The sequence below is a fragment of the Micromonospora sp. WMMC250 genome, from assembly GCF_027460215.1.
Classification (GTDB): domain Bacteria; phylum Actinomycetota; class Actinomycetes; order Mycobacteriales; family Micromonosporaceae; genus Micromonospora; species Micromonospora taraxaci.
Genome location: NZ_JAPZBJ010000002.1, coordinates 1,498,673 through 1,523,526, shown reverse-complemented (window position 1 = coordinate 1,523,526; position 24,854 = coordinate 1,498,673). Strand labels below are relative to the sequence as shown.

Below are 24,854 nucleotides of genomic sequence, written 5' to 3'. Positions count from 1 at the left end.
AGATCGCTGATGCCGCAGGGACAGCCGAGTGTGGTGCCCGCCGACGGGTTGACGACCCGGCAGCGGCGGCACCGGCCACTGCTGATGGTCCACACCGGACAGATGAAGGGAAAGTCGACGGCGGCGTTCGGATTGGCGCTGCGGGCCTGGACGGCCGGCCTGCCGATCGGCGTGTTCCAGTTCGTCAAGAGCGCCAAGTGGCGGGTGGGGGAGGAGAACGCCTTCCGGGCCCTCGGCGAGGTGCACGAGCGTACCGGCCAGGGCGCACCGGTGGCCTGGCACAAGATGGGCGAGGGCTGGTCCTGGATCCAGCGCGGCGGCGACGCCGACCACGCCGCCGACGCCCTGGAGGGGTGGCGGCAGATCCAGCGGGACCTGACCGCCGAACGCTACGGGCTGTACGTGCTGGACGAGTTCACCTACCCGATGAAGTGGGGCTGGGTGGACGTGGACGAGGTGGTAGCCACCCTCGCCGACCGGCCCGGCTTCCAGCACGTCGTCATCACCGGTCGCGACGCCGACCCGCGCCTGGTCGCCGCCGCCGACCTGGTGGCCGAGCTGACCAAGGTCAAGCACCCGATGGACGCCGGCCAGAAGGGCCAGAAGGGCATCGAGTGGTGAGTGCCAGCACCGAACCGCTGTCGCTGCCCCGGGTGGTCGTCGCCGCGCCGGCCAGCGGCCACGGCAAGACGACCATCGCCACCGGGTTGCTCGCCGCGCTGCGCCGACGCGGCCTGACGGTCAGCCCGCACAAGGTCGGCCCGGACTACATCGACCCCGGCTACCACGCCCTCGCCGCCGGCCGGGCCGGTCGCAACCTGGACCCGTTTTTGGTCGGCGCCGAGCGGATCGCCGGTCTGCTGCGGCACGGCGCGAGCGTCCCCACGCCCGCCGACGTCGCAGTGGTGGAGGGCGTCATGGGTCTGCACGACGGTGCTGTCGGCCGTCGCGACTTCGCCTCCACCGCCCACGTCGCCCGGCTGATCGACGCGCCCGTGCTGCTGGTGCTGGACACCACCGCGCAGGGCCGTTCCGCCGCCGCGCTGACGCTGGGCATGGCCGCCTTCGACCCTGCCGTACGGATCGGCGGGGTGATCCTCAACCGGGTCGGCTCGTCCCGGCACGAGACCCTGCTGCGCGACGCCCTCGCCGAGGTGGGCGTACCCGTGCTCGGGGCCGTCACCCGGGCCGCCGAGGTGGCCGCGCCGGCCCGGCACCTCGGGTTGGTGCCGGTCGCCGAGCGGGCCCCCGAGTCGCTCGCCATCGTCGCCGCGCTCGCCGAGCTGGTCGAGGCCACAGTGGACCTGGACGCGGTGCTCGCCCTGGCCCGCAGCGCCGGGCCGCTGACCGCCCCGGCGTGGGACCCGGTCGCGGCCGTCGGCGGGCAGGCCGACGCGGGGCGGCCACGGGTGGCGCTCGCCGGGGGCCCGGCCTTCACCTTCTCGTACGCGGAGACCACCGAACTGCTCACCGCCGCCGGCGCGGACGTCGTCACCGTCGACCCGCTCCGTGACCCGGCACTGCCCACCGGCACCCGCGCGGTGGTCATCGGGGGCGGCTTCCCCGAGGCGTACGCGGAGGCGCTGGCCGGGAACACCGCGCTGCGCGCCGAGCTGGCCGACTTCGACGGGCCGATCGTGGCCGAGTGCGCCGGGCTGCTCTACCTCGGGCGGTCCCTGGACGGCGTACCCATGTGCGGCCGGCTGGACCTGACCGCCCGGATGACCGGCCGTCTCACCCTCGGCTACCGCGAGGCGGTGGCCGTCACCGACTCCCCGGTGGCCCGGGCCGGCGAGCCCGTACGCGGACACGAGTTCCACCGCACCACCACCGACCCGGGGCACGGCGACCGGCCCGCGTGGCGGTGGGACGACACCGCGCACGGCTTCGTCGCCGGACGGGTACACGCCTCCTACCTGCACACCCACTGGGCCGGTCACCCCGAGGCGGCCCGCCGGCTGGTCGAGGCCTGCCGATGACCGCCACACTCACCGGGGTCGGCGTCGGCCCCGGCGACCCGGAACTGCTCACCGTCAAGGCGGTGCGGGTGCTGCGCGAGGCCGACGTGGTCTTCGTACCCGTGATGGCGGACCGACCCGAACCGGACGCCGGGCGGGCCGAGACGACAGTGCGGGAACACGTCCCGGCGGACCGGCTGCGGCGGCTGCCGTTCGCCCTGGACGACCGGGGTGGGGTGACCGCCCGTCGGGCGGCGGCCTGGGACGACGCGGCCCGCGCTGTCGTCGAGGCGGTCGACGCCGGCGCGCTGTCGGTGGCCTTCGCCACCATCGGTGATCCCAACGTCTACTCCACCTTCGGCTACCTGGCGCAGGGCGTGCGGGCCCTCCGCCCGGCCGTGCGGGTGGCGACCGTCCCGGGCGTCACCGCCATGCAGGAGCTGGCCTCGCGCAGCGGCACCCCGCTCTGTGAGGGACGCGAACCGCTGACCCTGCTGCCGGCCACCGCCGGGTCGGCGCTGTTCGCCGACGCCCTCGCCGGGCCGGGCACCGTCGTCGTCTACAAGGGCTGGCGGCGGCACCCCGACCTGCTCGCCGAGCTGCGCCGACAGGGCCGCCTCTCCGACGCGGTCCTCGGACGCAGCCTCGGGCTGCCCGGCGAACGCGTCGGCCCGGTCGACGCCACCGAGAACGACCTGCCGTACCTGTCGACGCTGCTGGTCCCGGCCCGCCGCGACCACCGAGGAGGAAAACTGTGACCAGCGACGGCACCGTGTGGTTCGTCGGCGCCGGCCCCGGGGCCGCCGATCTGCTGACCCTGCGGGCCGCCCGGGTGATCGCCGAGGCGGACATCGTGATCTGGGCGGCCAGCCTGGTGCACGCCGACGTGCTCGGCCACGCCCGCCCCGACGCGGAGATCGTCGACTCGTCGCAGCTGCCCATCGAGGGCGTGCTGCCGCTCTACCAGCGGGCCGCCGAGCAGGGGCTGACGGTGGCGAGGATCCACTCCGGCGACCCGGCGCTGTGGGGCGCGGTACAGGAGCAACTGGACCTGTGCCGAGGGCTCGGTCTGGCCGTCGAGATCGTGCCCGGGGTGTCGTCGTTCACCGCCGTCGCGGCGATCGTCGGGCGGGAGTTGACAGTGCCCGAGGTGGCCCAGTCGGTGATCCTCACCCGTCTCGAAGGCGGCAAGACCCCGATGCCGCCCGGCGAGCGGGTCCGCGACTTCGCCCGGCACGGCACCACAATGGCGCTGTTCCTCTCCGCCGCCCGCTCCGGTCAGGTGCAGGCCGAGCTGCTGGCCGGCGGCTACCCGGAGGACACCCCGACCGTGGTGGCGTACCAGGCGACCTGGCCCGACGAGCTGGTGGTGCGCTGCACGGTCGGCACCCTGGAGGCCACCGTCAAGCAGCACAAGCTGTGGAAACACACCCTGTTCCTGGTCGGCCCGGCACTCGCCGCCGAGGGCACCCGATCGCACCTCTACCACCCCGGTCACTTCCACACCTTCCGCCGGGCGGAGCCGGCCGCCCGCGCCGAGCTGCGCCGCCAGGCCACCGGTCGCGCCGGGGGAACAGGCACACCATGACGTACCCCGAGCCGCCGCTGCGCGAGCCGGACCTGCCGCGTACCGCGAAGGTGCGGCCCACCGCGCTGCGGACCGGTTGGACCACCGGCGCGTGCGCGACGGCGGCGGCCAAGGCGGCGGTCACCGCGCTCGTCACCGGGGAGATCCAGCCGGACGTGGAGATCGGGTTGCCCGCCGGACGGCGGGTGCGCTTCCCGGTCGAACGCTGCGAGGTGACGGGCGACCCACCGGTGCGCGCCGAGGCGGTCGTCGTCAAGGACGCCGGGGACGACCCGGACGTCACCCACGGCGCGGAGCTGACCGCCACGGTGGGCTGGACCGACGTGCCCGGTCTGCGGCTCGCCGGCGGCGTCGGCGTCGGCACCGTCACCAAGCCCGGCCTCGGCCTCGCGGTCGGCGGCCCGGCGATCAACGACACCCCCCGCCGCATGATCGGCGAGGCGGTGGCCGAGGTGGTCGACCTCACCGAGGTCGGCGTACGCGTCGTGATCAGCGTGCCCCGAGGCGAGATCATGGCCCGCAAGACCACCAACCGGCGGCTCGGAATCCTCGGCGGCATCTCGATCCTCGGCACCACCGGCATCGTCCGCCCCTTCTCCACGGCGTCCTGGCGGGCCAGTGTCGTACAGGCCGTGCACGTGATGGCCGCCCAGGGGGAGCGGACTGTGGTGCTCTGCACCGGTGGGCGTACCGAGCGGGCCGCCCGCGCGCTCCTGCCCGACCTGCCCGAGGTCTGCTTCGTCGAGGTCGGCGACTTCACCGGTGCCGCGGTGACCGCCGCCGTGGGCGACGCGATGACCGGGGTGGTCTTCGTCGGCATGGCCGGCAAGCTGGCCAAACTTGCCGCCGGTGTGCTGATGACCCACTACACCCGCTCCAAGGTGGACCTCTCGCTGCTCGGCGCGGTCACCGCCGAGGCCGGCGGTGACGAGGCCCTCGTCGCCGCCGTGACCGAGGCGAACACCGGGCGGCACGCGTACGAGCTGTGGGAGGCCGCGGGGCTGCTCGAACCTGCCGGCGACGCGCTCTGCCAACGGGTCCGTCAGGTGCTGCGCCGCTTCGCCGGGCCGACGGTCACCGTGGACGTGGCGATGGTCGACTTCGCCGGTGCGCGCGTCGTCGCCTCGTCCGGCCGGTGGCCCCGATGACCCGGGCGGAGCCGGCGACCCCGGTGGATCCGAGGGCCGGCGTGACGGTGGTCGGCCTCGACGCGGCGGGCGCTCCGCCGCACCCCGCGCTCGCGCCGGTGCTGGCCACCGCCGGGCTGGTCGTCGGGGCCGCGCGGCACCTGGCAGCGGTGGCCGTACCGGCCGGCGCGGACACCGTCACCCTCGGGCCGCTCGTCCCCGCCCTGCACCGCCTCGCCGACACCGTCGCCGCCGGGGTGCCGGCCGTCGTGCTGGCCAGCGGCGACCCGGGCCTGTTCGGCATCGTCCGGCGGCTGCGCGCGGCGGGTCTGCCGCTGCGGGTGGTGCCGGCGGTGTCCAGTGTGGCCGCCGCGTTCGCCCGCGCCGGCCTGCCCTGGGACGGCGCCGCCGTGGTCACCGCTCACGGCCGTGACCTCCAACCGGCGCTGAACGCCTGCCGGGCGCTGCCACTGGTCGCGGTGCTCACCGCGCCCGGCACCGGCGCGGCCGAGCTGGGCGCGGGCCTGATCGGCTGGCCCCGCCGCCTGTTGGTCGCCGAGCACCTGGGCACCGACGCCGAACGGATCAGCGAGGTGACCCCCGAGCGGGCCGCCACCGGGACCTGGGCCGACCCGCACGTGGTCCTCAGCCGCACCGAGCCTGAGCCCGCCGAGGCTGCCGCACCCCGGGCGTCTGCCGACGCCGTGCCCGCTCCGTTCAGCGCCGGCGGGATGCGCGTCGACAACCAGCCGGCCGCCGCGCCGGCCGGTGGGTGGGCGCTGCCGGAGGTCCGGTACGCCCACCGCGACTCCATGATCACCAAGTCGGAGGTGCGGGCCCTCGTCGTCGCCCGGCTGCGCCCCCGGCTGGGCCGGCTGGTGTGGGACGTCGGGGCGGGCAGCGGCTCGGTCGGCATCGAGTGCGCCCTGCTCGGCGCGGCAGTGCTCGCCGTCGAGCAGGACCCCGAAGCCGGCGCGACCATCCGGGCCAACGCCACCGCGCACGCGGTCACCGTCCGGCTCGTCACCGGGCGGGCCCCGGAGGCGCTGGCCGGGTTGCCCGAGCCGGACGCCGTCTTCGTCGGCGGTGGCGGCGCGGACGTCCTCGCCGCCGTGGTGGCCCGCCGGCCCGAACGGGTGGTGCTGACCCTGGCCGCCCTGGACCGGGTCGCACCGGCGGTGGGTCTGCTGCGCGCCGCCGGCTACAGGGTCGAGGGCAGCCAGCTGTCCGCCGCCCGCCTCGCCGACCTGCCCGGCGGGTCGATCCGACTCGCGGCCACCAACCCGGTGGTCGTCCTCACCGGGGAGCGCCAGTGCCCGACCTGACAGTGACCACCAGCATCGGACTGGTGGCCGCCACCGCCGCCGGCCGCCGGCACGCCGACACCCTGGCCGCCGCATGGCCGCACGCCCGGCTGGTCGAGGGGGACACCGTCGCCGACGCGCTGCGGTCCGCCTGGGCCGGCTGCGACGCGGTGGTCGCGTTCCTGGCCACCGGCGCGGTGGTACGGATCCTCGCGCCGTTGCTCGGCGACAAGCACAGCGACCCCGCCGTGGTGGTCGTCGACGAGGCGGCCCGGCACGCCGTGGCGCTGCTTGGCGGGCACGCCGGCGGCGGCAACGACCTCGCCGAGCAGGTGGGCGCACTGCTGGACGCCCGACCGGTGATCACCACCGCCACCGACGCCGTCGGTCTGCCCGGGCTGGACACCCTGGGCTGGCCGGTGCAGGGCGCGGTCGCCGCGGTGTCCCGGGCCATCCTGGACGGTGAGCCCGTCCAGCTGATCGCCGACGCCGACTGGCCGCTGCCCGCCCTGCCACCGAACGTCCAACCCCCGGCCGACACCCACGGGGGTGCCGACGAGGATTCCGCCGTCGGCGGGTACCGGCTGCTGGTCACCGACCGGGTGGTGCCGCTCGACGAACGGACCGCCGTCCTACGGCCACCGTCGCTGGTCGCCGGGGTGGGCGCGAGTCGGGGCGTACCGGCCGAGGAGGTGGCCGAGCTGCTGCACCGGGTGCTGGCCGAGGCCGGGCTGCACCCGGCGAGCCTGCGATGCCTGGCCAGCGCCGACGTCAAGGCCGACGAGGCAGGCATCCGCAGCACCGCCGACGCGCTCGGCGTACCCCTGGTGACCTGGCCGGCGACGCGCCTGGCGGCGATCGACGTGCCGCACCCCAGCGAGGTGGTCCGCGCCGCCGTCGGCACCCCGAGCGTCGCGGAGGCCGCGGCCCTGCTCGGCGCGGACGGCCGGGCCGGCGACGCCACGCTGCTGGTCGGCAAGACCGCGACGGCGATGGCCACCGTCGCGGTGGCCCGGCACGCCCCGCGCGGCCGGCTGGCCGTCGTCGGCCTCGGACCGGGCGCGCCCGACCTGCGCACCCCCCGCGCGGTGGCCGAGCTGCGCCGCGCCGCCGTGGTGGTCGGCCTGGACCAGTACCTCGATCAGGTCCGCGACGTGTTCCGCCCGGGCACCCGGGTCCTGTCCAGCGGTCTGGGCGCGGAGGAGGCGCGGGCCCGCGCCGCCGTCACCGAGGCCGCCGCCGGCCGGGCGGTCGCGCTGGTCGGGTCCGGCGACGCCGGGGTGTACGCGATGGCCAGCCCCGCCCTGGAGTACGCCGACGAGCGGATCGACGTGGTGGGCGTGCCCGGGGTGACCGCCGCCCTCGCCGCCGGCGCGTTGCTCGGCGCGCCGCTCGGCCACGACCACGCCTACGTGAGCCTGTCCGACCTGCACACCCCGTGGGAGGTCATCGCGCGACGGGTGACCGCCGCCGCCGAGGGTGACTTCGTGACGGTGTTCTACAACCCGCGCAGCCGGGCCCGGGACTGGCAGCTCGGCAAGGCGCTCGGCATCCTCGCCGCGCACCGGTCACCGGACACCCCGGTCGGTGTGGTGCGCAACGCCAGCCGCCCCGGCGAGCGGGTGCACCTGGCGACGGTGGCCACCCTCGACCCGGCGGTGGTCGACATGTACAGCGTCGTCGTGGTCGGCAACAGCGACACCAGGCTGGTCGCCGGCCGGATGGTCACACCACGGGGGTACCGGTGGCGGTCGTGACGATCGACGCGTGCCAGGGCTGCGGCGCGTGCCTGCTCACCTGCCCCACCCACGCCATCCGACCGGTCCCCGGCGGCCTGACGGTCCGCGTCGACCGTTGCACCGGCTGCCTGGAATGCCTGGAGATCTGCCCCGTCGACGCGATCCGCGTGGTCGCGTCCGACAGTTCGGAAGGAGCCCGATGAGCCGGGTCGTGCACCCGATCGAGGTCGAGTCGTACCGCATCCTGCGCGAGCGCGTCGACCTGTCGCACCTGCCTCCGCTGACCCGGGCGGTGACCGAGCGGGTGGTGCACGCCAGCGCCGACCTCGCGTACGTCGACGAGCTCGTCTGCGACGAGGTCGCCCTCGAATCCGGCCTGGCCGCGCTACGCGCCGGAGCGCCGGTGGTCACCGACGTGGCGATGGTCGCCGCCGGCATCACCCGAGCCGGCCTGGAACTGGTCTGCCCGGTCGCCGAGCCGGCCGCCGCCGAGCTGGGCCGCTCGGCCGGGATCACCCGCTCGGCGGCGGCCGTGCGGATCGCCTTTGACCGGGTCGGCCCCGGCGCGGTCTGGGTGGTCGGCTGCGCGCCGACAGCACTTGTCGAACTACTCACACTGGACGCCGCTCCGGCGCTGGTCGTCGGCCTCCCGGTCGGCTTCGTGGGCGCCGCCGAGTCGAAGGCGGCGCTGCGGGCCAGTGGCCTGCCCGCCGTGTCCAACGTGGGCGAGAAGGGTGGCTCGGCGGTCGCCGCCGCCGCCCTCAACGCCCTGCTCTACGTCGAGGAGAAATCATGACCGGATTGGTCATCGTCGGGCACGGCACGCGCAGCACGGCCGGGGTCGACCAGTTCGCCGCGCTCGTCGAACGGGTCCGCCGCCGTGGCGACATAGAGGACGTCGAGGGTGGCTTCATCGAGCTGTCCCGCCCGCCGCTGACCGACGCCGTCGGCGCGCTCGTCGCGCGCGGGCACCGCGCGCTGGTGGCGCTGCCGTTGGTGCTCACCGGCGCCGGACACGGCAAGGGCGACATCCCCGCCGCGATGGCCCGGGAGCAGGAACGTCACCCGGGATTGACCTACCGCTACGGCCGCCCGCTCGGGCCCCACCCGCTGCTGCACACCGCCCTCGAGGAACGCATCGACGCCGCATTGGCGGGTGCCGGCCAAGCCGGCACCGAGCTGGTGGGTGCCGATCGGGTCGGCACCGAGCCGGTGGGTGCCGATCGGGCCGGCACGTGGGTGGCGCTGATCGGGCGGGGGTCCACCGACCCGGACGCCAACGCCGAGGTCGCCAAGGTCGCCCGTCTGCTCTGGGAGGGGCGCGGCTACGCCGGCGTCGAGCCGGGGTTCATCTCCCTCGCCCAACCGTCGGTCCCGGCGGTGCTGGAACGGCTGCGTCGCCTCGGCGCGCGGCGCATCGTCGTTGCGCCGTACTTCCTGTTCGCCGGGGTGCTGCCGGACCGCATCGTCGCCCAGTCGGCCGAGTTCGCCGCCGCCCACCCCGACCTCGACGTGCGGGTGGCCGAGGTGATCGGCGACTGCGACGCCCTCGCCGACCTGGTGCGGGAGCGCTACGCCGAGGCGCTCGGCGGCGACATCCGGATGAACTGCGACACCTGCGCGTACCGGGTGTTGATGCCCGGCTTCGCCGACAAGGTCGGTCGCCCGCAACGCCCGCACGACCACCCCGACGACCCGGTCGGCCACCACCATCACCACGGGCACGACCACCACCACCAGGACCACCACGAGCACGGGTCGGTCGCGGTGGTCGGCGGCGGGCCGGGCCCCGACGACCTGATCACGGTACGCGGGAAGGCACTGCTCGACGCGGCGGACGTCGTGGTGGTCGACCGGTTGGCCCCGCAGGGACTGCTCGCCGGGCTGCGCCCCGACGTGCTGGTGGTCGACGCCGCGAAGGTCCCCCGTGGTCCGTCGATGGCCCAGGAGGCCATCAACGCGGCGCTGGTGTCGCACGCCAAGGCCGGCCGCCAGGTGGTACGCCTCAAGGGCGGCGACCCGTACGTCTTCGGGCGCGGTCACGAGGAGGTGCAGGCCTGCGAGGCGGCCGGGGTGCCGGTGACGGTGGTGCCCGGGGTGAGCAGCGCCCTCGCCGCACCGGCCCTCGCCGGTGTCCCGGTCACCCACCGGGGGGTGGCGCACGACCTCACCGTCGTGTCCGGACACCTGCCGCCCGGGCACCCCGACTCGCTCGTGGACTGGGCGGCGCTGGCCCGCGCCCGGGGCACCGTCGTCCTGCTGATGGCCGTCGACACCATCGCCAAGATCGCGGCTGTGCTGATCGAACACGGCCGCGCCCCGGAGACCCCGGTGCTCGCCGTGCAGGACGCCGGGCTGGCCGACCAGCGGTCGGTGCCCGCCCGGCTGGACGAGATCGGTGCCGTGGCAGCCCGGGAGGGCGTCGGCCCGCCCGCCGTCTTCGTCCTCGGCCCGGTGGTCGCCCTCAGCGCCACCGGGCCGACGGGGTGACGACTACTCGCTGCGGGCGGTCTCCGGGCCGGTGATGCGTTCCAGCAGTGGCAGGGTGGAGGCGATGACGCCGAGGCAGGCGGCCAACCCGACGACGACGATCACGTAGAAGCCCGGCTGCGGCGCGACGAGGGCGTAGTCCATCTGCGCCCGCAGGAACAGGTGGGCGGCGAGCAGGCCCATGCCGATGGCGACGGCGGCGACGGCGAGCATCGGTACGGCGCTCTCCAACGCGACGACCCGACGCAGGACCCGCACCGGCGCGCCGCTGAGGCGCAGCAGGCTGAACGGGCGTCGGCGTTCGGTGAGACCGCCGATCACGCTGACCGCGAGGCTGCACCCACCGAGCGCGAGGCTGGCGATGATGACGACGTTGGCCAGTTGCTCCCAGCCGCGCAGCGTGTCGGCGAAGTCCGACTCGAAGTCACCGGGCACGTTCGGCCCGACCCAGAAGGTCGGGAAGGCGATCTCCAGCAGGGTGCGGGTGCGCTCGATCGCGGCGGCGGAGCCATCGGTGCCGACGACCATCGACACCACCGGGAGCCGCTGGAGGTCGTCGACGGTGAGCGACGCGGCGGGCCAGACCGTCGCGGGCGACGCCGACTCCCGCCAGCGGCTGAGGCCCAACGGCACCTTGATGACGCTCGCGCCGTCGGCGCACCGGCCGTACGCGCTGGGCAGGTCGGTGCACGCGATAACCCCGACCTCACCGCCGTCCATCATGGTCGGGTTCTCGCGGATGGCGGTCGCGGACCGTACGCCGGCAATCGCGCGTAGGTCGGCGACGAGCGCGTCGGGCACCGTCGGCACCTTCTCGTCGAAGACGGTGGTCACCGTGCTCGCGTCGGTCGAGCCGGTGGGCGCCGGGCCACGGTTGGCGACGATCGTGGTGATCACGCCGACGGCCACGCTCGTCACGAAGAGCGCCAGCATGATGCCGCTGATCGCCCGGAAGCCGGCCTTCGGGTTGTCGGCGAGGCGTCGCGCGGCGATGAGCGTGGCCGGGCGGTTGGCGTAGCGGGCCATCACCCGGGCGCCGACCATCGTCAACCACGGGCCGGCGACGACCAGGCCGACCATGATGAGCAGCAGCCCGGGCAGGAACACCGCCGCCTGACCGTCGGACGTTTCCGGTTTGAAGCCGATGGCGAAGAACAGCACGGCGACACCGAGCAGGGCCGGGATCAACCGGTACGCGCCCGGGGTGCGGGGGGTGACCCGCCGGGTGACGCCGAGCGGCGAGATCCGTACCCGGCGCAGTGAGACCTGGGCCGCCACCGCAGCGCCGGCCGGGACGCCGAGCGCCACCAGCAGGGCGTCCAGCACGCCCAGGGCCATGTCACTGGGGAAGAACGGCATGCCGGTGAACGGGATGCCAGCGAGCGGGTCGCGCAAGGCGTAGAACAGCCCGAAGCCGACGGCGGTGCCGGCGACGGCTGCGGCGGCGGCCTCCACGGCGGCGACCGTCGAGATCTGCCGAGGTGTCGCGCCGACCAGGCGCATCGCGGCGAAACGCTGCTCCCGGCGGGCGGCGCTGAGCCGGGTGGCGGTGCCGATGAAGATCAGCACCGGGAACAACAGCCCACCGGCGACGACGCCCAGGATGAGGTTCACCGTGGTCTCGGGGAGGGCGGGGGTGTCGCCGACGCTGGTGACCTGCTTCGCAGCGGGTAGTTTGGCGACCTGGTCGGGGGAGCCGCCCGCGATGACGAGCAGGGTGTCCGGCGAGGTCAGCGCGGCCGGCCCAACGGCGCCGAGGTCACGCCCCGGGTAGCGGTCACCCAGTTGGTCGGCCGGGTGGTCGGCCAGCAGGTCCCGCAAGGCCGGCGAGGCGTAGTACTCACCCGGCCCCGGAACGGCCGGGACACCGACCGGGGTGGGCGCGCTCGGACCGGTCGCGGCGACGTCGATCCGGATGATCTGCCGGCCCTGGAAGTAGTCCTGCCGGGTCGACCACCACAGCTTGTCGGCGTCGCCGGTCGAGGCGTTGGGATACATCGACGCGTACCGGGTGAGCTGTGCGTTCGTGGCGTTGACCCCGGCCAGGGTGGTCAGCAGCAGCCCGCTGCCGACCGCGACGGCGGCGGCGATGACGACCAGGCGGGTGAGCGCCTCACGACCGCCGGCCACGGCGAGACGGAGCCCGAACCGGATCATGAGGCGACCCGGTCCGGCGCGTTGACCCGCCCGTCGCGGACCATGACCTCGCGGTCGGCGTACGCGGCGATCCTCGGCTCGTGGGTGACCAGGATGACGGTGGTGCCCTGCTCCCGGGCTGCGCCGACAAGCAGGTCCATCACCTGCTCGCCGGTGAGCGAGTCGAGCGCGCCGGTCGGTTCGTCGGCGAAAAGCACCTGCGGCTCGGCGACCAGGCCCCGGGCCAGCGCGACGCGTTGCGCCTGCCCGCCGGAGAGCTCACCCGAGCGCCGCTGCTGTAGGCCGTCCAGGCCGAGCCGCGCGAACCAGTCGTGCGCCCTGGGCAGCGCCTGCCTGCGGTGTACGCCGCTGAGGAGCAGTGGCAGCGCGACGTTCTCCACAGCGGTGAGTTCGGGGACGAGTTGACCGAACTGGAACACGAAACCGAACCGGTCCCGGCGCAGGCTGCTGCGCTCGGCCTCGGCCATGGCGTGCACCCGGGCCCCGTCGAAGAGGATCTCGCCGGAGTCGGGCACCAGGATGCCGGCCAGGCAGTGCAACAGGGTGGACTTGCCCGAGCCGCTGGGGCCCATGACGGCGAGGACCTCGCCCGCCTCCACGGCGACGCTGGCACCGCGCAGGGCGGGGGTCTGGCCGAAGGAGAACTCGACGTCGCGCGCTTCGATCACGACACTCACGGCCGTACCTCTTTCCGCAGGGCGTCCAGTCGGGCGCTTGTCATCTCGATCCACCGGAGGTCCGCCTCCAGGTGGTAGAGGCCGTGGTCGGCGAGCAGCGCGTCGACCAGGCTGCCGGCGCGCTTGATCTCGGTCAGCTCCCGCATGCGGTGCAGGTGCGCGCCGCGCTGGGTGTCCAGGTATTCGGCCGCGGGGCGGTCGAGCATCAGCGCGAGCACGACCTTGGCGAAGAGCACCGTCTGCAGGTGCGGCTCCGGCTCGACCGGTTGGGTCAGCCACTGCTCGACCTCGGTCGCCCCGACGTCGGTGATGACGTAGCGCTTGCGGTCCGGGCCGGCACCGGGGGCGACGTCGCTGATCACCACCTTGCCGTCCCGGGCCAGCCGGCTGAGGGTGGAGTAGACCTGGCCGAACGGTAGCGGCTTGCCGCGCCCGAAGAAGGCGTCGTAATCGCGTTTCAGGTCGTACCCGTGGCTGGGCTCTCGTTCGAGGAGGCCGAGGAGGGTCAGTGGCACGCTCATGCCAGGAGACTACACCGAGGGTATACCCCGCGTATATACCTTCAGGACGTTCCCGCTCGGCTCCTGGTCAGGGGAGCGCTGGTCGGTCAGTTCGACAGGGCGCGCGCCACGGCGTAGCCGGCGGTGGCCGCGACGAGCCCGGCGGTGACGCTGCCCAGCACGTAGGCGACCGCGAGGAGCCGGTTGCCGCCCCGGACGAGTCGCAGCGTCTCGTAGCTGAAGGTGGAGTAGGTGGTCAGCGCGCCGCAGAACCCGGTGCCGAGCGCCGCGGTGACCGCCGGGCCGACCGGCCATCCGACGAGCCCGCCGAGCAGCAGCGACCCGATCACGTTGACGGTCAGCGTGCCCCAGGGGAACGCCGAGTCGTGCCGGGACTGCACGGCCCGGTCGGTGAGGTAGCGCAACGGAGCGCCGACGGCCGCACCCAGGGCGATGAGCAGGACGGTCATCAGGCCGTCCTCCGTCGCAGCGCCCGGGTGGTCACGGCGTCGCCCAGACCCACCGCCGCGAGCGCCCCGAGCAGCGTCGCGGCCAGGTAGGCCAGCGCGGTGCCCGGAGCGCCCGCGACCAGCGCCTGCTGGATGTCGACCGTGTAGGTGGAGAACGTGGTGAACCCTCCGAGCACCCCGACCCCGAGGAACGGGCGAGCCAGGGGATGCCCGCCGTCGAGGTGTCCGAGCACCGCCATCAGGGCGCCGATCAGGAGGCACCCCGACGTGTTGATGCCGAAGGTCGCCCACGGAAACCCCGTGGGCGGGTGCGGCGCGGCGTGCTGCAGGCCGGCCCGGGCCAGCGCGCCGAGCACCCCGCCGACCGCGATGGCGGCCAGGACAGTCGCGGGGTGCGCGGTCAGCTCACCCCGGTCGGCGGGGACCCGGAGGTCGACGTCGGGGTCGGTACGCGGGTCCAGCGGCTCTGCCACGGGTCCCCAGCGTAGTGCCGCCACCGGCGGCCCGAGTGCCCTGCCGGGTCAGCGCACCGCCGCGACGGCGGCGTCCGGGCCGCCCCGCCACACGGTGCCGACCTCGCCGAATCCGGCGGCGGTGAGCGCGGCGAGGTGCCAGGAGGCCGGTGGGCTCCACTCCGGGCTGTGCCCGGTCGGGTAGATGTCCTGTCGCTGGCGCACCAAGGGGGACAGCGCCGGATCCGCGCCGGCCCGGTCCCACCAGTCCGACCAGGACAGCATCGTGCCGGCCGCGTACCGGGCGTTGCGCCGGGTCCGGGCCCGGTCCATCAGCCGCTTGGTCAGCTCCGGCAGGCCGTCGTCCGGCATGTGGTCGGCGTTGACGAAGACACCGCCCGGTCGCAGCACGTCGCGCAGCTCGGCGTAGAGCTGACCGAGTCGGTCCGCCGGCACCCAGTGCAGAGCGGTGGCGGTGAGCACGGCGTCGTACTCGCGGTGGGGGAGCGCGGAGCGCCAGTCCGGGGTGCCGAGGTCGGCCGTGACGATGGTGGCCCGGTCGCCCAGCGAGGCGCGGGCGATGGCGAGCAGTGCCGGGTCGAGGTCCAGCAGTGTCGCCTCGGCGTCGGGGAAGCGCGCCAGCGTTCGCAGCGAGATGCTGCCGGTGCCACCGGCCAGGTCGAGCACGCGCGGTGGCCGACCGTCGAGGATCGCGTCGACGGTGTCGAGCATGGCGGTGAACCGGTGTTCCCGGTCCGGCATGAACGCCTCCTGCTGGCGGTCCCAGCTCTCCTGCCACGCCCACGGATCCGTGATGTAAGGACTCATGGAGGGGAGGCTAGTTACGACCCGTCGGCGTTGTCCAGACCTTGTTGCACATAACTTGCAATTGCGAGATGATGGCGGGGCGATGATCAGAGTGACGCCGGGTCGGGCATCCGCCCGGCCCGGCGTACTCCTGTCGGCGGCTCAGGCCGCCGTGTCGACCAGGTCCGCTCCGGTCGCCGCCGGCTCGCTGCGGCGGGCCAGGCGCAGCGCCCCGAGGAGGACGCCCAGCCCGGCCAGTGTGAGCGCGGCGCCGGCCCAGATCGGCGAGGTGTAGCCGAGCCCGGCGGCGATGGTCACCCCGCCGATCCAGGCGCCCAGCGCGTTGCCGAGGTTGAACGCGGCGATGTTCGCGCCGGACGCCAGGGTCGGGGCCTGGTGCGCGTAGTGCATGATCCGCATCTGCAACGGCGGCACCGTGGCGAAGCCGAAACCGCCCATCAGCACCAGCGAGACGATGGTCAACACCGGGCTCGTCGCGGTCAGCGCGAAACCGACGAGCACGACGGTGAGCACCGCCAGGACGGTGACCAGGGTGCGCGACAGGGACCGGTCGGCGGCCCGGCCGCCGAGCAGGTTGCCGGCGAAGAGTCCCACTCCGAAGAGGACGAGCAGCCACGGCACCGTGCTGCTGGCGAAGCCGCTGACCTCGGTCAGCGTGTAGGCGATGTAGGTGAACGCGCCGAACATGCCGCCGAAGCCCAGGACCGTGATCACCAGGGAGAGCCAGACCTGCGAGTGAGTGAAGGCGCGCAGCTCACCACGTAGCCCGGCGGCCGGGCGGTCGGCGCTGGCGGTGTCGCGACCCGGGATGAGCACTGCCAGCCCGATCAGCGCGACGACGCCGATCGCGGTGATCGCCCAGAACGTCGACCGCCAGCCGAAGTGCTGCCCCAGGAAGGTGCCGAAGGGGACGCCGAGGACATTCGCGATGGTCAGGCCGGCGAACATCATGGCGATGGCGCCCGCCCGGCGGGCCGGTGCGACCAGGCCGGCAGCCACCACGGCGCCGATGCCGAAGAACGCGCCGTGGCAGAGGGCGGCGACGATCCGGCCGGCCATCATCACGGCGTAGTCACCGGCGACGGCGGAGAGCAGGTTGCCGATGATGAAGAGCACCATCAGGCCGAGCAGCACCGGCTTGCGGGGCAGCCGGGTGACCGCCGCGGTGAGGGCGACCCCGCCGACGGCCACGCTGAGCGCGTAGCCGGAGATCAGCCAGCCGGCCACCGGCTCGGTGACCGCGAAGTCGGCGGCCACCTCGGGCAGCAGGCCCATGATCACGAATTCGGTGAGCCCGATGCCGAAGGCGCCGATGGCCAGCGCGATCAGGCCGGGCGGCAGGGACTGTTGGCGTACGGACATGGTCTTCCCATCGGGGAGGGGTCAGATGGACGGCGCGTGCAACTACACGCGTCAGCAACGAAATACTTGCACGCGCTTTATATCGGCGCAAGCGTGGTAGCCTGGGGCCGTCCAGATCACACCCGAGGAGGGCCGGCATGGGCATCGCCGACGACGCCGTCGAGATCCGCGCGCAGGGTTGGCGCACCCTCGCCGCCCTGCACGGGCTGATCGAGGCCTCCCTGGAACGGGCGTTGCAGGCCGGTCACGAGCTGTCCGTCGTCGAATACACGGTCCTCGACGCGCTCTCGCGCCAGCACGGTTGGCACATGCGGATGAGTCAGCTCGCCCGCGCCGCCGCGCTCTCCGGCAGCGCCACCACCCGACTGGTCACCCGCCTGGAGCAACGCGGTCTTCTCACCCGCATCCTCTGCGCCGACGACCGGCGCGGCATCTACACCGAGCTGACCCCGGCCGGCTCCGAGCTGCTCGACCAGGCCCGGCCCACCCACGACCGGGTGCTCGGCGACGCGCTCGCCGAGGCGGAGGCCACCCCCGAGCTGGCCCCGCTGGTCGACGCCCTGCACCGGCTGCCCGCCGCCCGCTGACCGCCGCGCCAGCCTCACGACGGCGGGCGTACGGTACGCGCAGCCCACGGGACCGCCGCACCAAGGAGGCACGCGATGGAGGACCGCACCCCTCGTCCGGAGGAGCTGGAGCCGATCGAGCGCGCCGACGTCGACGAGCTACGCGCCCTGCAACGTGAACGGCTGCGCTGGTCGCTGCGGCACGCGTACGACAACGTGCCGCACTACCGCCGGGCGTTCGAGGCGGCCGGGGTGCACCCCGACGACTGTCGTGACCTCGACGACCTGGCCCGCTTCCCGTTCACCGGCAAGGCGGAGCTGCGGGACAACTACCCGTTCGGCATGTTCGCCGTACCCCGGGAACGGGTCTCCCGACTGCACGCCTCCTCCGGCACCACCGGCCGCCCCACAGTGGTCGGCTACACCCGCGACGACCTGCGCACGTGGGCGCGGCTGATGGCCCGGTCGATCCGCGCCTCCGGCGGCCGCCCCGGCGACCGCGTGCACGTCGCGTACGGCTACGGGCTCTTCACCGGCGGGCTGGGCGCGCACTACGGCGCCGAGGAACTGGGCTGCACCGTCATCCCGGTATCCGGTGGCATGACGGAGCGGCAGGTCATGCTGATCCGCGACTTCGAACCCGAGGTCATCATGGTCACGCCCAGCTACATGCTCGCCATCGCCGACGAGATGCAGCGCCAGGGCCTCGACCCGCGCGCCACCTCGCTGCGGGTGGGGATCTTCGGCGCGGAGCCGTGGACCGAGGACATGCGCCGGGAGATGGAGCGACGACTGGACATCCACGCGGTGGACATCTACGGACTCTCCGAGGTGATGGGCCCCGGCGTGGCCACCGAGTGCGTCGAGACCAAGGACGGGCTGCACGTCTGGGAGGACCACTTCTACCCGGAGATCATCGACCCGGTCACGGGTGCGGTGCTACCCGACGGTGAACGAGGCGAGCTGGTGCTGACCTCGCTGACCAAGGAGGCGATGCCGGTCGTGCGCTACCGCACCCGCGACCTGACCCGGCTGCTGCCCGGCACCGCCCGCCCGATGCGCCGGATCGAGAAGATCACCGGCCGTACGGACGACATGATGATCGTGCGCGGCGTGAACATCTTCCCCACCCAGATCGAGGAGCTGATCCTGCGGACGCCGCAGCTGTCGCCGCACTTCCAGTGCGTACTCGATCGGCAGGGTCGATTGGACACCCTGACCGTGCGGGTGGAGCGGCGGACCGGGGTCGCCGCGGACGCGGCCGCGCGGGCCGGCGCGACGCTCGCCGAGCTGGTGAAGAACACCATCGGGGTGAGCGTCGCCGTCGACGTCCTCGCCCCGGACGCGGTGGAACGGTCGATGGGCAAGATGCGCCGCATCGTCGACCGACGACCGGCGGCCGACTGACGGTCGGTGGCTTGCCGTCTCCGGTGGAGCTGCTCCGTTCGGGGCCCCGCCGGGCACAGGTGGCGACATAGGATCCTGCCCATGCGTGTGCTGGTGGTCTCCGCCCCGCTCGTCGGGCACGTCTTCCCGCTGGTGCCGCTCGCGGTCGCGCTGCGCGACGCCGGTCACGACGTGTTGCTGGCCACCGGCGGCGGTGGTCTGACCGCCGCCGACGCCGGGCTGGCCGTCCATGACATCGCACCGGGCTTCGACTTCGGCCGGATCGCGCGGCGCGTCTTCCCCCGCCACCCGCTGACCGCCCGCGCCGAGATGGCCGGCAGCGCCGGCACCCGGGGCGCCGGCCTGCTCTTCGGCGCGCTCAACGACCAGCTCACCGACCCGGTTCTCGCACTGGCCGCCCGCTGGCGGCCGGACCTGGTGCTACACGAACCGTTCGCGGTCGCCGGCGCGGTGGCCGCTGCTCGCCTCGACGTGCCGGCCGTACGCCAGGAGAACGCCCTCTTCGACGGCCGCGACCTGGTCCGCGCGACCACCGCCCGGCTCGGCGCCGCACTGCGCCGACACGGTCTGACCGAACTGCCGCCACCCGCCGCCGCCCTCGCCGTGGCCCCTCCCAGCGTCGCCACCCAGGCCGGTTGGCCGATGCGGTACGACTCCTACGTCGGCGGCGGCGAGCTGCCGACCTGGCTGCGCGAGCCGGGCGACCGGCCCCGGATCCTGGTCACCCGCAGCACCCTGACCGGCCCCGGCGACCGGGGGCCGATGCCCGCCGTGGTGGCCGCCGCCGCCCAGGTGGACGCCGAGATCGTGCTGGTCCGACCGGACGAGCGGTCGGCCCGTTCGCTGCCCGGCAACGTGCGGGTGGTCGACTGGATCCCGCTCGACGAGGCGTTGCCGGCGAGCGCGGCGCTGGTCCATCACGGCGGAGCGGGCAGCGCGCTGGGAGCCCTCGCCGCCGGCCTGCCCCAGCTGGCGACTGTGGGCCCGGGGGACCGGCGGCACAACGCCGAGCTGGTCGCCCGCCGCGGCGCCGGTCTGGCGCTGCGCCCCCGGGACATCACCGCGCAGGCGCTCACCCGCCTGTTCACCGACGACGCCCTGCGCACCGCCGCCGGTCAGGTCAGCCGGGAGATCGCCGCGATGCCGCCGCCGTCCGACCTCGTCGCGCGGCTGGCGGCGTTGGTCTGACCGCTGCCCCGCGTGACCACCCCGGGCGCGCTGTCTGGCGGCGTCGGTCTGACCTCCGCCCCGCGTGGCCACCCTTGTCGCTCGGCGGGTTGCGGCAGGATGACGTGATGCGACACGTCGTGCTGTTCCACTCCGTGTACGGGCTGCGGCCCGCCGTGCGCGCCGCCGCCGACCGGTTGCGCGCCGCCGGGCACCAGGTCAGCACCCCTGACCTGTACGGCGTCCCGGCCGCCGACACCGTCGAGGAGGGCTTCGCGCTGCTCGACAAGGTCGGTCACGAGGTGGTGCTCGACCGGGCCCGGAACGCGCTCGACGACCTGCCAGCCGAGACGGTTCTCGCCGGTTTCTCGATGGGCGCCGGCGTGGCCGGGGCGCTGCTGGCCGAGCGACCCGACGCGGGCGGGCTGCTCCTGCTGCACGGCACCGGCGGCGCGCCGGACGCCGTCCGGCCCGGGTTGCCGGTGCAGATGCACCTCGCCGACCCCGACCCGTACGACACCCCGGACGAGGTCGACGAGTGGCAGCAGGCGATGACCGACGCCGGAGCCGACCTGGCGGTCTTCCATTACCCCGGCGTGGGTCATCTGTTCACCGACCCGGAAGCCGGTGAGTATTCCCCGAATGCCAGCGCGGCGACCTGGCCGCGTGTGCTGGAGTTCCTGGCCGCCCCCTGACCAGGCCCGATGTGACCGCGCCGCCCCCAACGCGCTCACATCGCCCCCCCGGACGTGACCGCGCTGCCCCCAACGCGCTCACATCGCCCCCGGACGTGACCGCGCTGCCCCCAACGCGCTCACGTCACCCCCCGACGTGACCGCGCTGCCCCCAACGCGCTCACGTCACCCCCCGACGTGACCGCGCTGCCCCTCCACGGCGCGGTCGACCTCGGCGCCACCGAACCTCGCGGCTCACCCCTCCGGTCGGTTGTCGACCCCGCTCAGTGGGCCCCGGCGCCGATGCGCGGGGGAGTGGCGGTGCCGTGCACCCGCTTGGCGTGGCTGGCGTAGAGCCGGGGCGCGATGAGTGGCATGAGCAGCCGTGCCGGCAGCGGGGCGTGGGCCAGCACCGCCTTGATCACGTCGGGGTCGCCCTCGTACATCACCAGGCCGAAGGCCAGCGGCAGTTGCTTCTTCGGAGCCTCGCTCATCCCGTGCTCGCCGAGTTCCATCCACTCGCTGGCGGTGATGTGCCGTTGCGCCAGCGGCAGGATCTCGGCCTCCTCCAGCGCCATGTGCTCGATCAGTGCGGCGCGCAGGTGTTCGAACGCGTCCGCGAGCTGGTCACCGCCGCGCCCGGTGCGACGCCAGCCGGGCAGCAGCGCGACCACCGCCGCGTGAGCCTCCTCGATGGCCTGGTGTTGCCCCTCCATCGTGGGCACGATGGCTGCGGCCTCCGCGCCGCCGCGCTCCTTCAGCCGTGGCCACAGCATCAGGTCCTCACCCTCGTGGTGCAGGTGCAGGATGGCGCAGAGCATCTCGGCGTGGGCGCCGACGACCTCCGCGCGCCTGGCGTCGCCCGGTGTGACGTCGCGGACGAGCTGCGGCAGCAGGCTGAACTCACGACGGAACATCGTGTGCGCCATGTACATGTCGCGTACGTCGGCCATGGCTTCGCGGTGGTTCTGGTTCACGGTGACCTTTCCGAGGATCAACTGGCACAGATCTGTTGATCATGCGTGGTGTCACTTGGAACCGGCTTGGAATCCACCAGGCGCGCCGGTCAGTCGGCCAGCGCCGCCGTCGCCTCGGCCAGCCAGTGCGGCGAACCCCATCGACGAGCCAGCCGGGCTGCCAGGGTGAAGTGCTCCGTCGCGTCCTCGGTGCGTCCCAACAGCAGGGACAGCTCTCCGAGGGTCAGCGCCACCGGTCGCACCACGGCCGCGGTGCTGGAGAAACCGGCCAGTTGGTCGCGGACCGGGAGTAGCGCGTCGATCACCGGCTGGGCCAGGTCCCGTCGGCCCAGCGCCACGATGACCATCCCGCGTACGGTGAGCAGCGCGGACTCGAAGTAGTCCGGGCGGTAGACGTGCCGCCCGGTCGGCATGGCCCGCGCCTCGTCGACCCGTCCGCGTTCGATGAGCGCCAGCGCCAGAAGGTCGTTCACGATCGGGCCCAACGACCCGCGGATCCGGCGGGTGGCCTCCAGGTGCTCGCCGAAGCGCCCCTGACTGATCAGCAGGGTCGCCACGGCGAAGTAGTGGAACGCCTCCGCGTGCAGCGAACCCTGCCGCCGCATCTGCGCGGTGACCTCGTCGTAGTGCCGGCGCGCGGCGACGAAGTCCCCGGCGATGTGTGCGAGGGCGCCCAACGAACAGAGGTGGATCACCTGGCCCTCCTTGATCTGGTAGGTCGTGGCCAACCATCCCTGCTGGGCCACGCTGACGCGAAGCTCGTCGGGCTGGTTGAGCACGGCGGCGCAGTGGCCGAGAACCTGCTCGGCGACCCAGCGGTAGGTCACCAGCCCGTGTTCGTCGGCGAGGTCGCGCAGCTCCAGGGCCAACTCCCGGCGGCCCGGCGCCTCCCGCTCGTAGCTCATCGTGCGGAGCCGCGCAGCCAGCCCGAGGGCGCGCAGCTCGGGGGCGTCCAACCGCCGCGAGAGTGCCAGCGCCTCCCGGCCGGCCGCCACACCACGAGGGTCGGACTCGCCGTCCAGTTCTGTGGCCATCGCGTCGAGCAGTCGGCAGCGGGAGACCGGGTCCAGGTCGGCGGTACGCAGGAGGCGGGTGAGCAGCTCCACGACGTGGTGGTCCACGATGCCGTACGCGTGCGTCAACCACGGGGTGGGCACGGTCCACGCGGTGAACGCCGCGACCAGCAGATCGTCCCGACCGGACGCGGTGGCGACGTCGATCGCCCGGGCGCGGGTCGCCCGGGCGGCGGCCACCGCACCGGCCCGGGCCTGGGCACGCAACAACCGGCCGAGCAGGTCGACCCGCAGCGCGTCCCGGTCCCCGGCGACCGTCGCGGCGGCGTCGAGCGCGTTGCCGAGCACCTCGACGGCGGTGTCGTACGCGTACCGCCGCTCGGCCAGCTCGGCGGCGCGGATGGCGTAGTCGACGGCGAGTGGAGCGGTGTCAGCCGACGCGGCGCGGGCGTAGTGGTAGGCCAGCGACGGGTAGTCGGTGGGTGCCAGTCGGCGGGTGGCGTCCGCGACCCGGGCGTGCAGGCGGGTCCGCCGTAGGTGGGACAGGTCGGTGTAGATGGTGTCGCGGACCAGGCCGTGCACGAAGCGCACCCGCCCGGGGGCAGGTTCGGTGAGCAGGCCGGCGGTCAGTCCGACCTCCACGGCTTCGAGGGTGGACGCCTCGTCGACGTCGGCGGCGTCGAGAAGTGTCGGTAGGTTCGCCTCCCGTCCCAGCGTGGCGGCGAGACGCAGCACCGAGACCGCGGACGACGGCAGGCGGGCGAGTCGGCGGCGCAACACGTCGCGTACCCCCTCCGGCACGTCGGAGGTGGCGACGAGCGTGCCCTCGGCGGCGAGCAGCCGCGCCGACTCCCGGACGTAGAAAGGGTTCCCGCCGGTGCGTTCGGTCAGCGCGGCGACCGTGTCCGGGTCGAGGGTGGTCCGGGCCAGCGCTCCGAGCAGCCGTTCGACCTCGGCCGTGCTCAGGCCCCCCAACTGGATCCGGTGGGGCGACCGACGGGCCAGGACGGCCATCGTGTCGGCGAGCCGCTCGCGGTTGTCCGTCGGTCGCATCGCCGCGACGAACAGCACGGCGCCGGTGGTCAGCTCGGTGACGCTGTTCAGCAGGAGCAGTGTCTCGGCGTCCGCGGCGTGCAGGTCGTCGAGGACGACAGCCACCGGCCGACGGACCGCTGTCGCGTTCAACCACGCGCCGACGGCGTGGTGCAACCGGAACCGGCCGGCGGCGACGTCACCACCCGACTCGCCGTCGCCGCCGCCGAGCAGCGGGGCGAGCGCCGACGCGACACCCTCCGGCGGCGCCTCCTCGGCGAGCTGCCGCAGCGCCTCGACCCACGGCCAGGCCGGCGGCGCGCCCTCGACCTCCGGGCAGCGGCCGACGGTGACCAGCCAGCCGCGCGAGCTGAGTTCCTCCCGGAACCGGCCGAGCACCGTCGTCTTGCCCGCGCCGGCCTCGCCGCTGACGATCGCGACCCGCGGCCCGCTGGTCACGCACTCGGCGGCCGCCTGCCCGAGAGCCGCCAGTTCGGCCTCCCGTCCGACGAACACCTCCTCGGTCGCCGGTGGCGGTGCGGCGATCCGTGCCGCCGTCGCGACCACCGGCGGGAGCAGGTCGAGACGCTGGGCCAGGATCGCGGACTCCAGCTCCACCAGGGCCGGGCCCGGATCCAGACCGAGCTGGTCGGCCAGCGTCGCCCGGGCCCGACGCAGCGCCGCGAGGGCGTCGCCCTGCCGGCCGGTACGCCACAACGCCAGCGCGAGCAGCCGCCAACTCTCCTCCCGCAGTGGCGCCTGCCGGGTCAGCGCCTCCGCCTCCGGCACCGCCTCGGCCGCGTCGCCCCCACGCACTGTCACGTCGAGCAGCAGCTCCCGGGCGGCGAGGCGCAACTCCTCCAACCGCAGCACCTCCGGCTGCGCCCACGGCTCCTCGACGAACTCGGCGTACGCGGGCCCGCGCCACAGGTCGAGTCCGGCGCCCAGCAGCAGGCGTGCCCGGCCCGGGTCGGCGGCGTTGACAGCGCGTGCGTCGGCGAGCAGCGCCTCGAAACGACCGGCGTCGACGGCGTCGGTGGGCACCCGGATCGCGTATCCGGGCGGGGCGGTGACCAGGACCCGCGCCGGCGCCCGGCGTTCGCGGGCCGGCTCCAACAGGCGGCGCAGGTGCGAGACGTACGCCTGTAGGGAGGCGATCGCCCGTGGCGGTGGGTCACCCCGCCACAGATCCTCGATCATCCGACCGACGGAGACGACCTCGCCTCGGGCCGCCAGGAGCAGCGCGAGCACGGCGCGTTGGCGGGGGCCGCCGAGGTCGACCGGTCCGCCTGTGTCGACCTCGACCTCGAGCGGCCCGAGCACCCGTAGCAGCATGACTGGGCTGATCCTAGTCGCCCGCGTTCGG

At 74.3% G+C, this 24,854-nt stretch carries 23 protein-coding genes; 14 read left to right on the top strand and 9 right to left on the bottom strand.

All coding sequences use genetic code 11. The features are described from left to right. Positions 1–9 precede the first annotated feature (9 nt). From cobO to cobA, 10 genes are read left to right on the top strand one after another with little or no spacing between them, the layout of a single operon-like run. Complete coding sequence (cobO, locus tag O3438_RS06585) at positions 10–621, top strand: cob(I)yrinic acid a,c-diamide adenosyltransferase (protein ID WP_269679077.1); 612 nt, start codon at positions 10–12, stop codon at positions 619–621. Then, complete coding sequence (locus O3438_RS06580; RefSeq protein WP_442929571.1) at positions 618–1,979, top strand: cobyrinate a,c-diamide synthase; 1,362 nt, start codon at positions 618–620, stop codon at positions 1,977–1,979. The genes cobO and O3438_RS06580 overlap by 4 nt, the downstream gene beginning before the upstream one ends. After that, positions 1,976–2,716, top strand: coding sequence for a precorrin-2 C(20)-methyltransferase (cobI, locus tag O3438_RS06575; protein ID WP_269679075.1), 741 nt, complete (start codon positions 1,976–1,978; stop codon positions 2,714–2,716). Before O3438_RS06580 ends, cobI begins: the two co-directional genes overlap by 4 nt. Next, entirely contained in the window at positions 2,713–3,546 is an 834-nt protein-coding gene (gene cobM / locus O3438_RS06570; RefSeq protein WP_269679074.1) for a precorrin-4 C(11)-methyltransferase, read from the top strand. Before cobI ends, cobM begins: the two co-directional genes overlap by 4 nt. Continuing rightward, the gene (locus O3438_RS06565) at positions 3,543–4,694 is read left to right on the top strand and encodes a cobalt-precorrin-5B (C(1))-methyltransferase (protein ID WP_269679073.1); all 1,152 of its coding nucleotides are present in this window, start codon (positions 3,543–3,545) and stop codon (positions 4,692–4,694) included. The genes cobM and O3438_RS06565 overlap by 4 nt, the downstream gene beginning before the upstream one ends. Further along, positions 4,691–5,998 (top strand): precorrin-6y C5,15-methyltransferase (decarboxylating) subunit CbiE, encoded by a 1,308-nt coding sequence (cbiE, locus tag O3438_RS06560; protein WP_269679072.1) that lies wholly within the window; start codon positions 4,691–4,693, stop codon positions 5,996–5,998. Before O3438_RS06565 ends, cbiE begins: the two co-directional genes overlap by 4 nt. Continuing rightward, positions 5,986–7,734 carry a precorrin-3B C(17)-methyltransferase gene (cobJ, locus tag O3438_RS06555; protein WP_269679071.1) on the top strand — a complete coding sequence of 583 codons (1,749 nt, stop codon included), beginning with the start codon at positions 5,986–5,988 and terminating at the stop codon, positions 7,732–7,734. The genes cbiE and cobJ overlap by 13 nt, the downstream gene beginning before the upstream one ends. Next, positions 7,722–7,919 carry a DUF362 domain-containing protein gene (locus O3438_RS06550; protein WP_442929570.1) on the top strand — a complete coding sequence of 66 codons (198 nt, stop codon included), beginning with the start codon at positions 7,722–7,724 and terminating at the stop codon, positions 7,917–7,919. Before cobJ ends, O3438_RS06550 begins: the two co-directional genes overlap by 13 nt. Beyond that, positions 7,916–8,512 carry a precorrin-8X methylmutase gene (locus O3438_RS06545; protein ID WP_269679070.1) on the top strand — a complete coding sequence of 199 codons (597 nt, stop codon included), beginning with the start codon at positions 7,916–7,918 and terminating at the stop codon, positions 8,510–8,512. Before O3438_RS06550 ends, O3438_RS06545 begins: the two co-directional genes overlap by 4 nt. Continuing rightward, on the top strand, positions 8,509–10,206 hold the full coding sequence (gene cobA, locus O3438_RS06540; RefSeq protein ID WP_269679069.1) for a uroporphyrinogen-III C-methyltransferase: 1,698 nt from the start codon (positions 8,509–8,511) through the stop codon (positions 10,204–10,206). Before O3438_RS06545 ends, cobA begins: the two co-directional genes overlap by 4 nt. 3 nt (positions 10,207–10,209) lie before the next feature. Here cobA and O3438_RS06535 read toward each other — a convergent pair whose 3' ends face one another. From O3438_RS06535 to O3438_RS06505, 7 genes are all read right to left on the bottom strand, one after another. Next, positions 10,210–12,363, bottom strand: coding sequence for an ABC transporter permease (locus O3438_RS06535; protein ID WP_269679068.1), 2,154 nt, complete (start codon positions 12,361–12,363; stop codon positions 10,210–10,212). After that, positions 12,360–13,040 (bottom strand): ABC transporter ATP-binding protein, encoded by a 681-nt coding sequence (locus tag O3438_RS06530; RefSeq protein ID WP_269679067.1) that lies wholly within the window; start codon positions 13,038–13,040, stop codon positions 12,360–12,362. Before O3438_RS06530 ends, O3438_RS06535 begins: the two co-directional genes overlap by 4 nt. Then, on the bottom strand, positions 13,037–13,561 hold the full coding sequence (locus O3438_RS06525; protein ID WP_269679066.1) for a PadR family transcriptional regulator: 525 nt from the start codon (positions 13,559–13,561) through the stop codon (positions 13,037–13,039). Before O3438_RS06525 ends, O3438_RS06530 begins: the two co-directional genes overlap by 4 nt. Before the next feature lie 86 nt (positions 13,562–13,647). Beyond that, positions 13,648–14,010: a fluoride efflux transporter CrcB gene (gene crcB, locus O3438_RS06520; protein ID WP_269679065.1), complete on the bottom strand. Its 363-nt coding sequence runs from the start codon at positions 14,008–14,010 to the stop codon at positions 13,648–13,650. Further along, complete coding sequence (locus O3438_RS06515; RefSeq protein WP_269679064.1) at positions 14,010–14,483, bottom strand: fluoride efflux transporter FluC; 474 nt, start codon at positions 14,481–14,483, stop codon at positions 14,010–14,012. The genes crcB and O3438_RS06515 overlap by 1 nt, the downstream gene beginning before the upstream one ends. A gap of 48 nt (positions 14,484–14,531) precedes the next feature. Then, the gene (locus tag O3438_RS06510) at positions 14,532–15,290 is read right to left on the bottom strand and encodes a class I SAM-dependent methyltransferase (protein ID WP_269679063.1); all 759 of its coding nucleotides are present in this window, start codon (positions 15,288–15,290) and stop codon (positions 14,532–14,534) included. Positions 15,291–15,431: 141 nt separating this feature from the next. Continuing rightward, on the bottom strand, positions 15,432–16,652 hold the full coding sequence (locus O3438_RS06505; RefSeq protein ID WP_269679062.1) for an MFS transporter: 1,221 nt from the start codon (positions 16,650–16,652) through the stop codon (positions 15,432–15,434). 137 nt (positions 16,653–16,789) lie between these two features. On the opposite strand from O3438_RS06505, the gene O3438_RS06500 reads away from it, so the two are divergent. The 4 genes from O3438_RS06500 (at position 16,790) to O3438_RS06485 (ending at position 20,487) form a co-directional block, all read left to right on the top strand. Beyond that, a complete protein-coding gene (locus tag O3438_RS06500; protein WP_269679061.1) occupies positions 16,790–17,239 on the top strand; it encodes a MarR family winged helix-turn-helix transcriptional regulator in 450 nt (149 codons plus the stop codon). 75 nt (positions 17,240–17,314) lie between these two features. Then, positions 17,315–18,625, top strand: a complete 1,311-nt coding sequence (gene paaK, locus O3438_RS06495; RefSeq protein ID WP_269679060.1) for a phenylacetate--CoA ligase PaaK — start codon at positions 17,315–17,317, stop codon at positions 18,623–18,625. An 81-nt stretch (positions 18,626–18,706) separates the two neighbouring features. Beyond that, positions 18,707–19,813: a nucleotide disphospho-sugar-binding domain-containing protein gene (locus O3438_RS06490; RefSeq protein ID WP_269679059.1), complete on the top strand. Its 1,107-nt coding sequence runs from the start codon at positions 18,707–18,709 to the stop codon at positions 19,811–19,813. A gap of 107 nt (positions 19,814–19,920) precedes the next feature. Then, complete coding sequence (locus O3438_RS06485) at positions 19,921–20,487, top strand: dienelactone hydrolase family protein (protein WP_269679058.1); 567 nt, start codon at positions 19,921–19,923, stop codon at positions 20,485–20,487. A 263-nt stretch (positions 20,488–20,750) separates the two neighbouring features. On the opposite strand, the gene O3438_RS06480 is transcribed toward O3438_RS06485, so the two are convergent. After that, entirely contained in the window at positions 20,751–21,443 is a 693-nt protein-coding gene (locus O3438_RS06480) for a hemerythrin domain-containing protein (protein WP_269679057.1), read from the bottom strand. 89 nt (positions 21,444–21,532) lie between these two features. Beyond that, positions 21,533–24,823, bottom strand: a complete 3,291-nt coding sequence (locus O3438_RS06475; protein WP_269679056.1) for an ATP-binding protein — start codon at positions 24,821–24,823, stop codon at positions 21,533–21,535. Positions 24,824–24,854: the final 31 nt, after the last annotated feature.

Excerpts from the sequence above, each read along its gene's own strand:
- paaK (WP_269679060.1), top strand. The coding sequence starts at position 17,315 with ATGGAGGACCGCACCCCTCGTCCGGAGGAGCTGGAGCCGATCGAGCGC.
- cbiE (WP_269679072.1), top strand. The coding sequence starts at position 4,691 with ATGACCCGGGCGGAGCCGGCGACCCCGGTGGATCCGAGGGCCGGCGTG.
- cobI (WP_269679075.1), top strand. The coding sequence starts at position 1,976 with ATGACCGCCACACTCACCGGGGTCGGCGTCGGCCCCGGCGACCCGGAA.
- O3438_RS06545 (WP_269679070.1), top strand. The coding sequence starts at position 7,916 with ATGAGCCGGGTCGTGCACCCGATCGAGGTCGAGTCGTACCGCATCCTG.
- O3438_RS06475 (WP_269679056.1), bottom strand. The coding sequence starts at position 24,823 with ATGCTGCTACGGGTGCTCGGGCCGCTCGAGGTCGAGGTCGACACAGGC.
- O3438_RS06510 (WP_269679063.1), bottom strand. The coding sequence starts at position 15,290 with ATGAGTCCTTACATCACGGATCCGTGGGCGTGGCAGGAGAGCTGGGAC.
- O3438_RS06485 (WP_269679058.1), top strand. The coding sequence starts at position 19,921 with ATGCGACACGTCGTGCTGTTCCACTCCGTGTACGGGCTGCGGCCCGCC.
- O3438_RS06525 (WP_269679066.1), bottom strand. The coding sequence starts at position 13,561 with ATGAGCGTGCCACTGACCCTCCTCGGCCTCCTCGAACGAGAGCCCAGC.
- crcB (WP_269679065.1), bottom strand. The coding sequence starts at position 14,010 with ATGACCGTCCTGCTCATCGCCCTGGGTGCGGCCGTCGGCGCTCCGTTG.
- O3438_RS06490 (WP_269679059.1), top strand. The coding sequence starts at position 18,707 with ATGCGTGTGCTGGTGGTCTCCGCCCCGCTCGTCGGGCACGTCTTCCCG.
- cobO (WP_269679077.1), top strand. The coding sequence starts at position 10 with ATGCCGCAGGGACAGCCGAGTGTGGTGCCCGCCGACGGGTTGACGACC.
- O3438_RS06505 (WP_269679062.1), bottom strand. The coding sequence starts at position 16,652 with ATGTCCGTACGCCAACAGTCCCTGCCGCCCGGCCTGATCGCGCTGGCC.
- O3438_RS06500 (WP_269679061.1), top strand. The coding sequence starts at position 16,790 with ATGGGCATCGCCGACGACGCCGTCGAGATCCGCGCGCAGGGTTGGCGC.
- O3438_RS06535 (WP_269679068.1), bottom strand. The coding sequence starts at position 12,363 with ATGATCCGGTTCGGGCTCCGTCTCGCCGTGGCCGGCGGTCGTGAGGCG.
- cobA (WP_269679069.1), top strand. The coding sequence starts at position 8,509 with ATGACCGGATTGGTCATCGTCGGGCACGGCACGCGCAGCACGGCCGGG.
- O3438_RS06565 (WP_269679073.1), top strand. The coding sequence starts at position 3,543 with ATGACGTACCCCGAGCCGCCGCTGCGCGAGCCGGACCTGCCGCGTACC.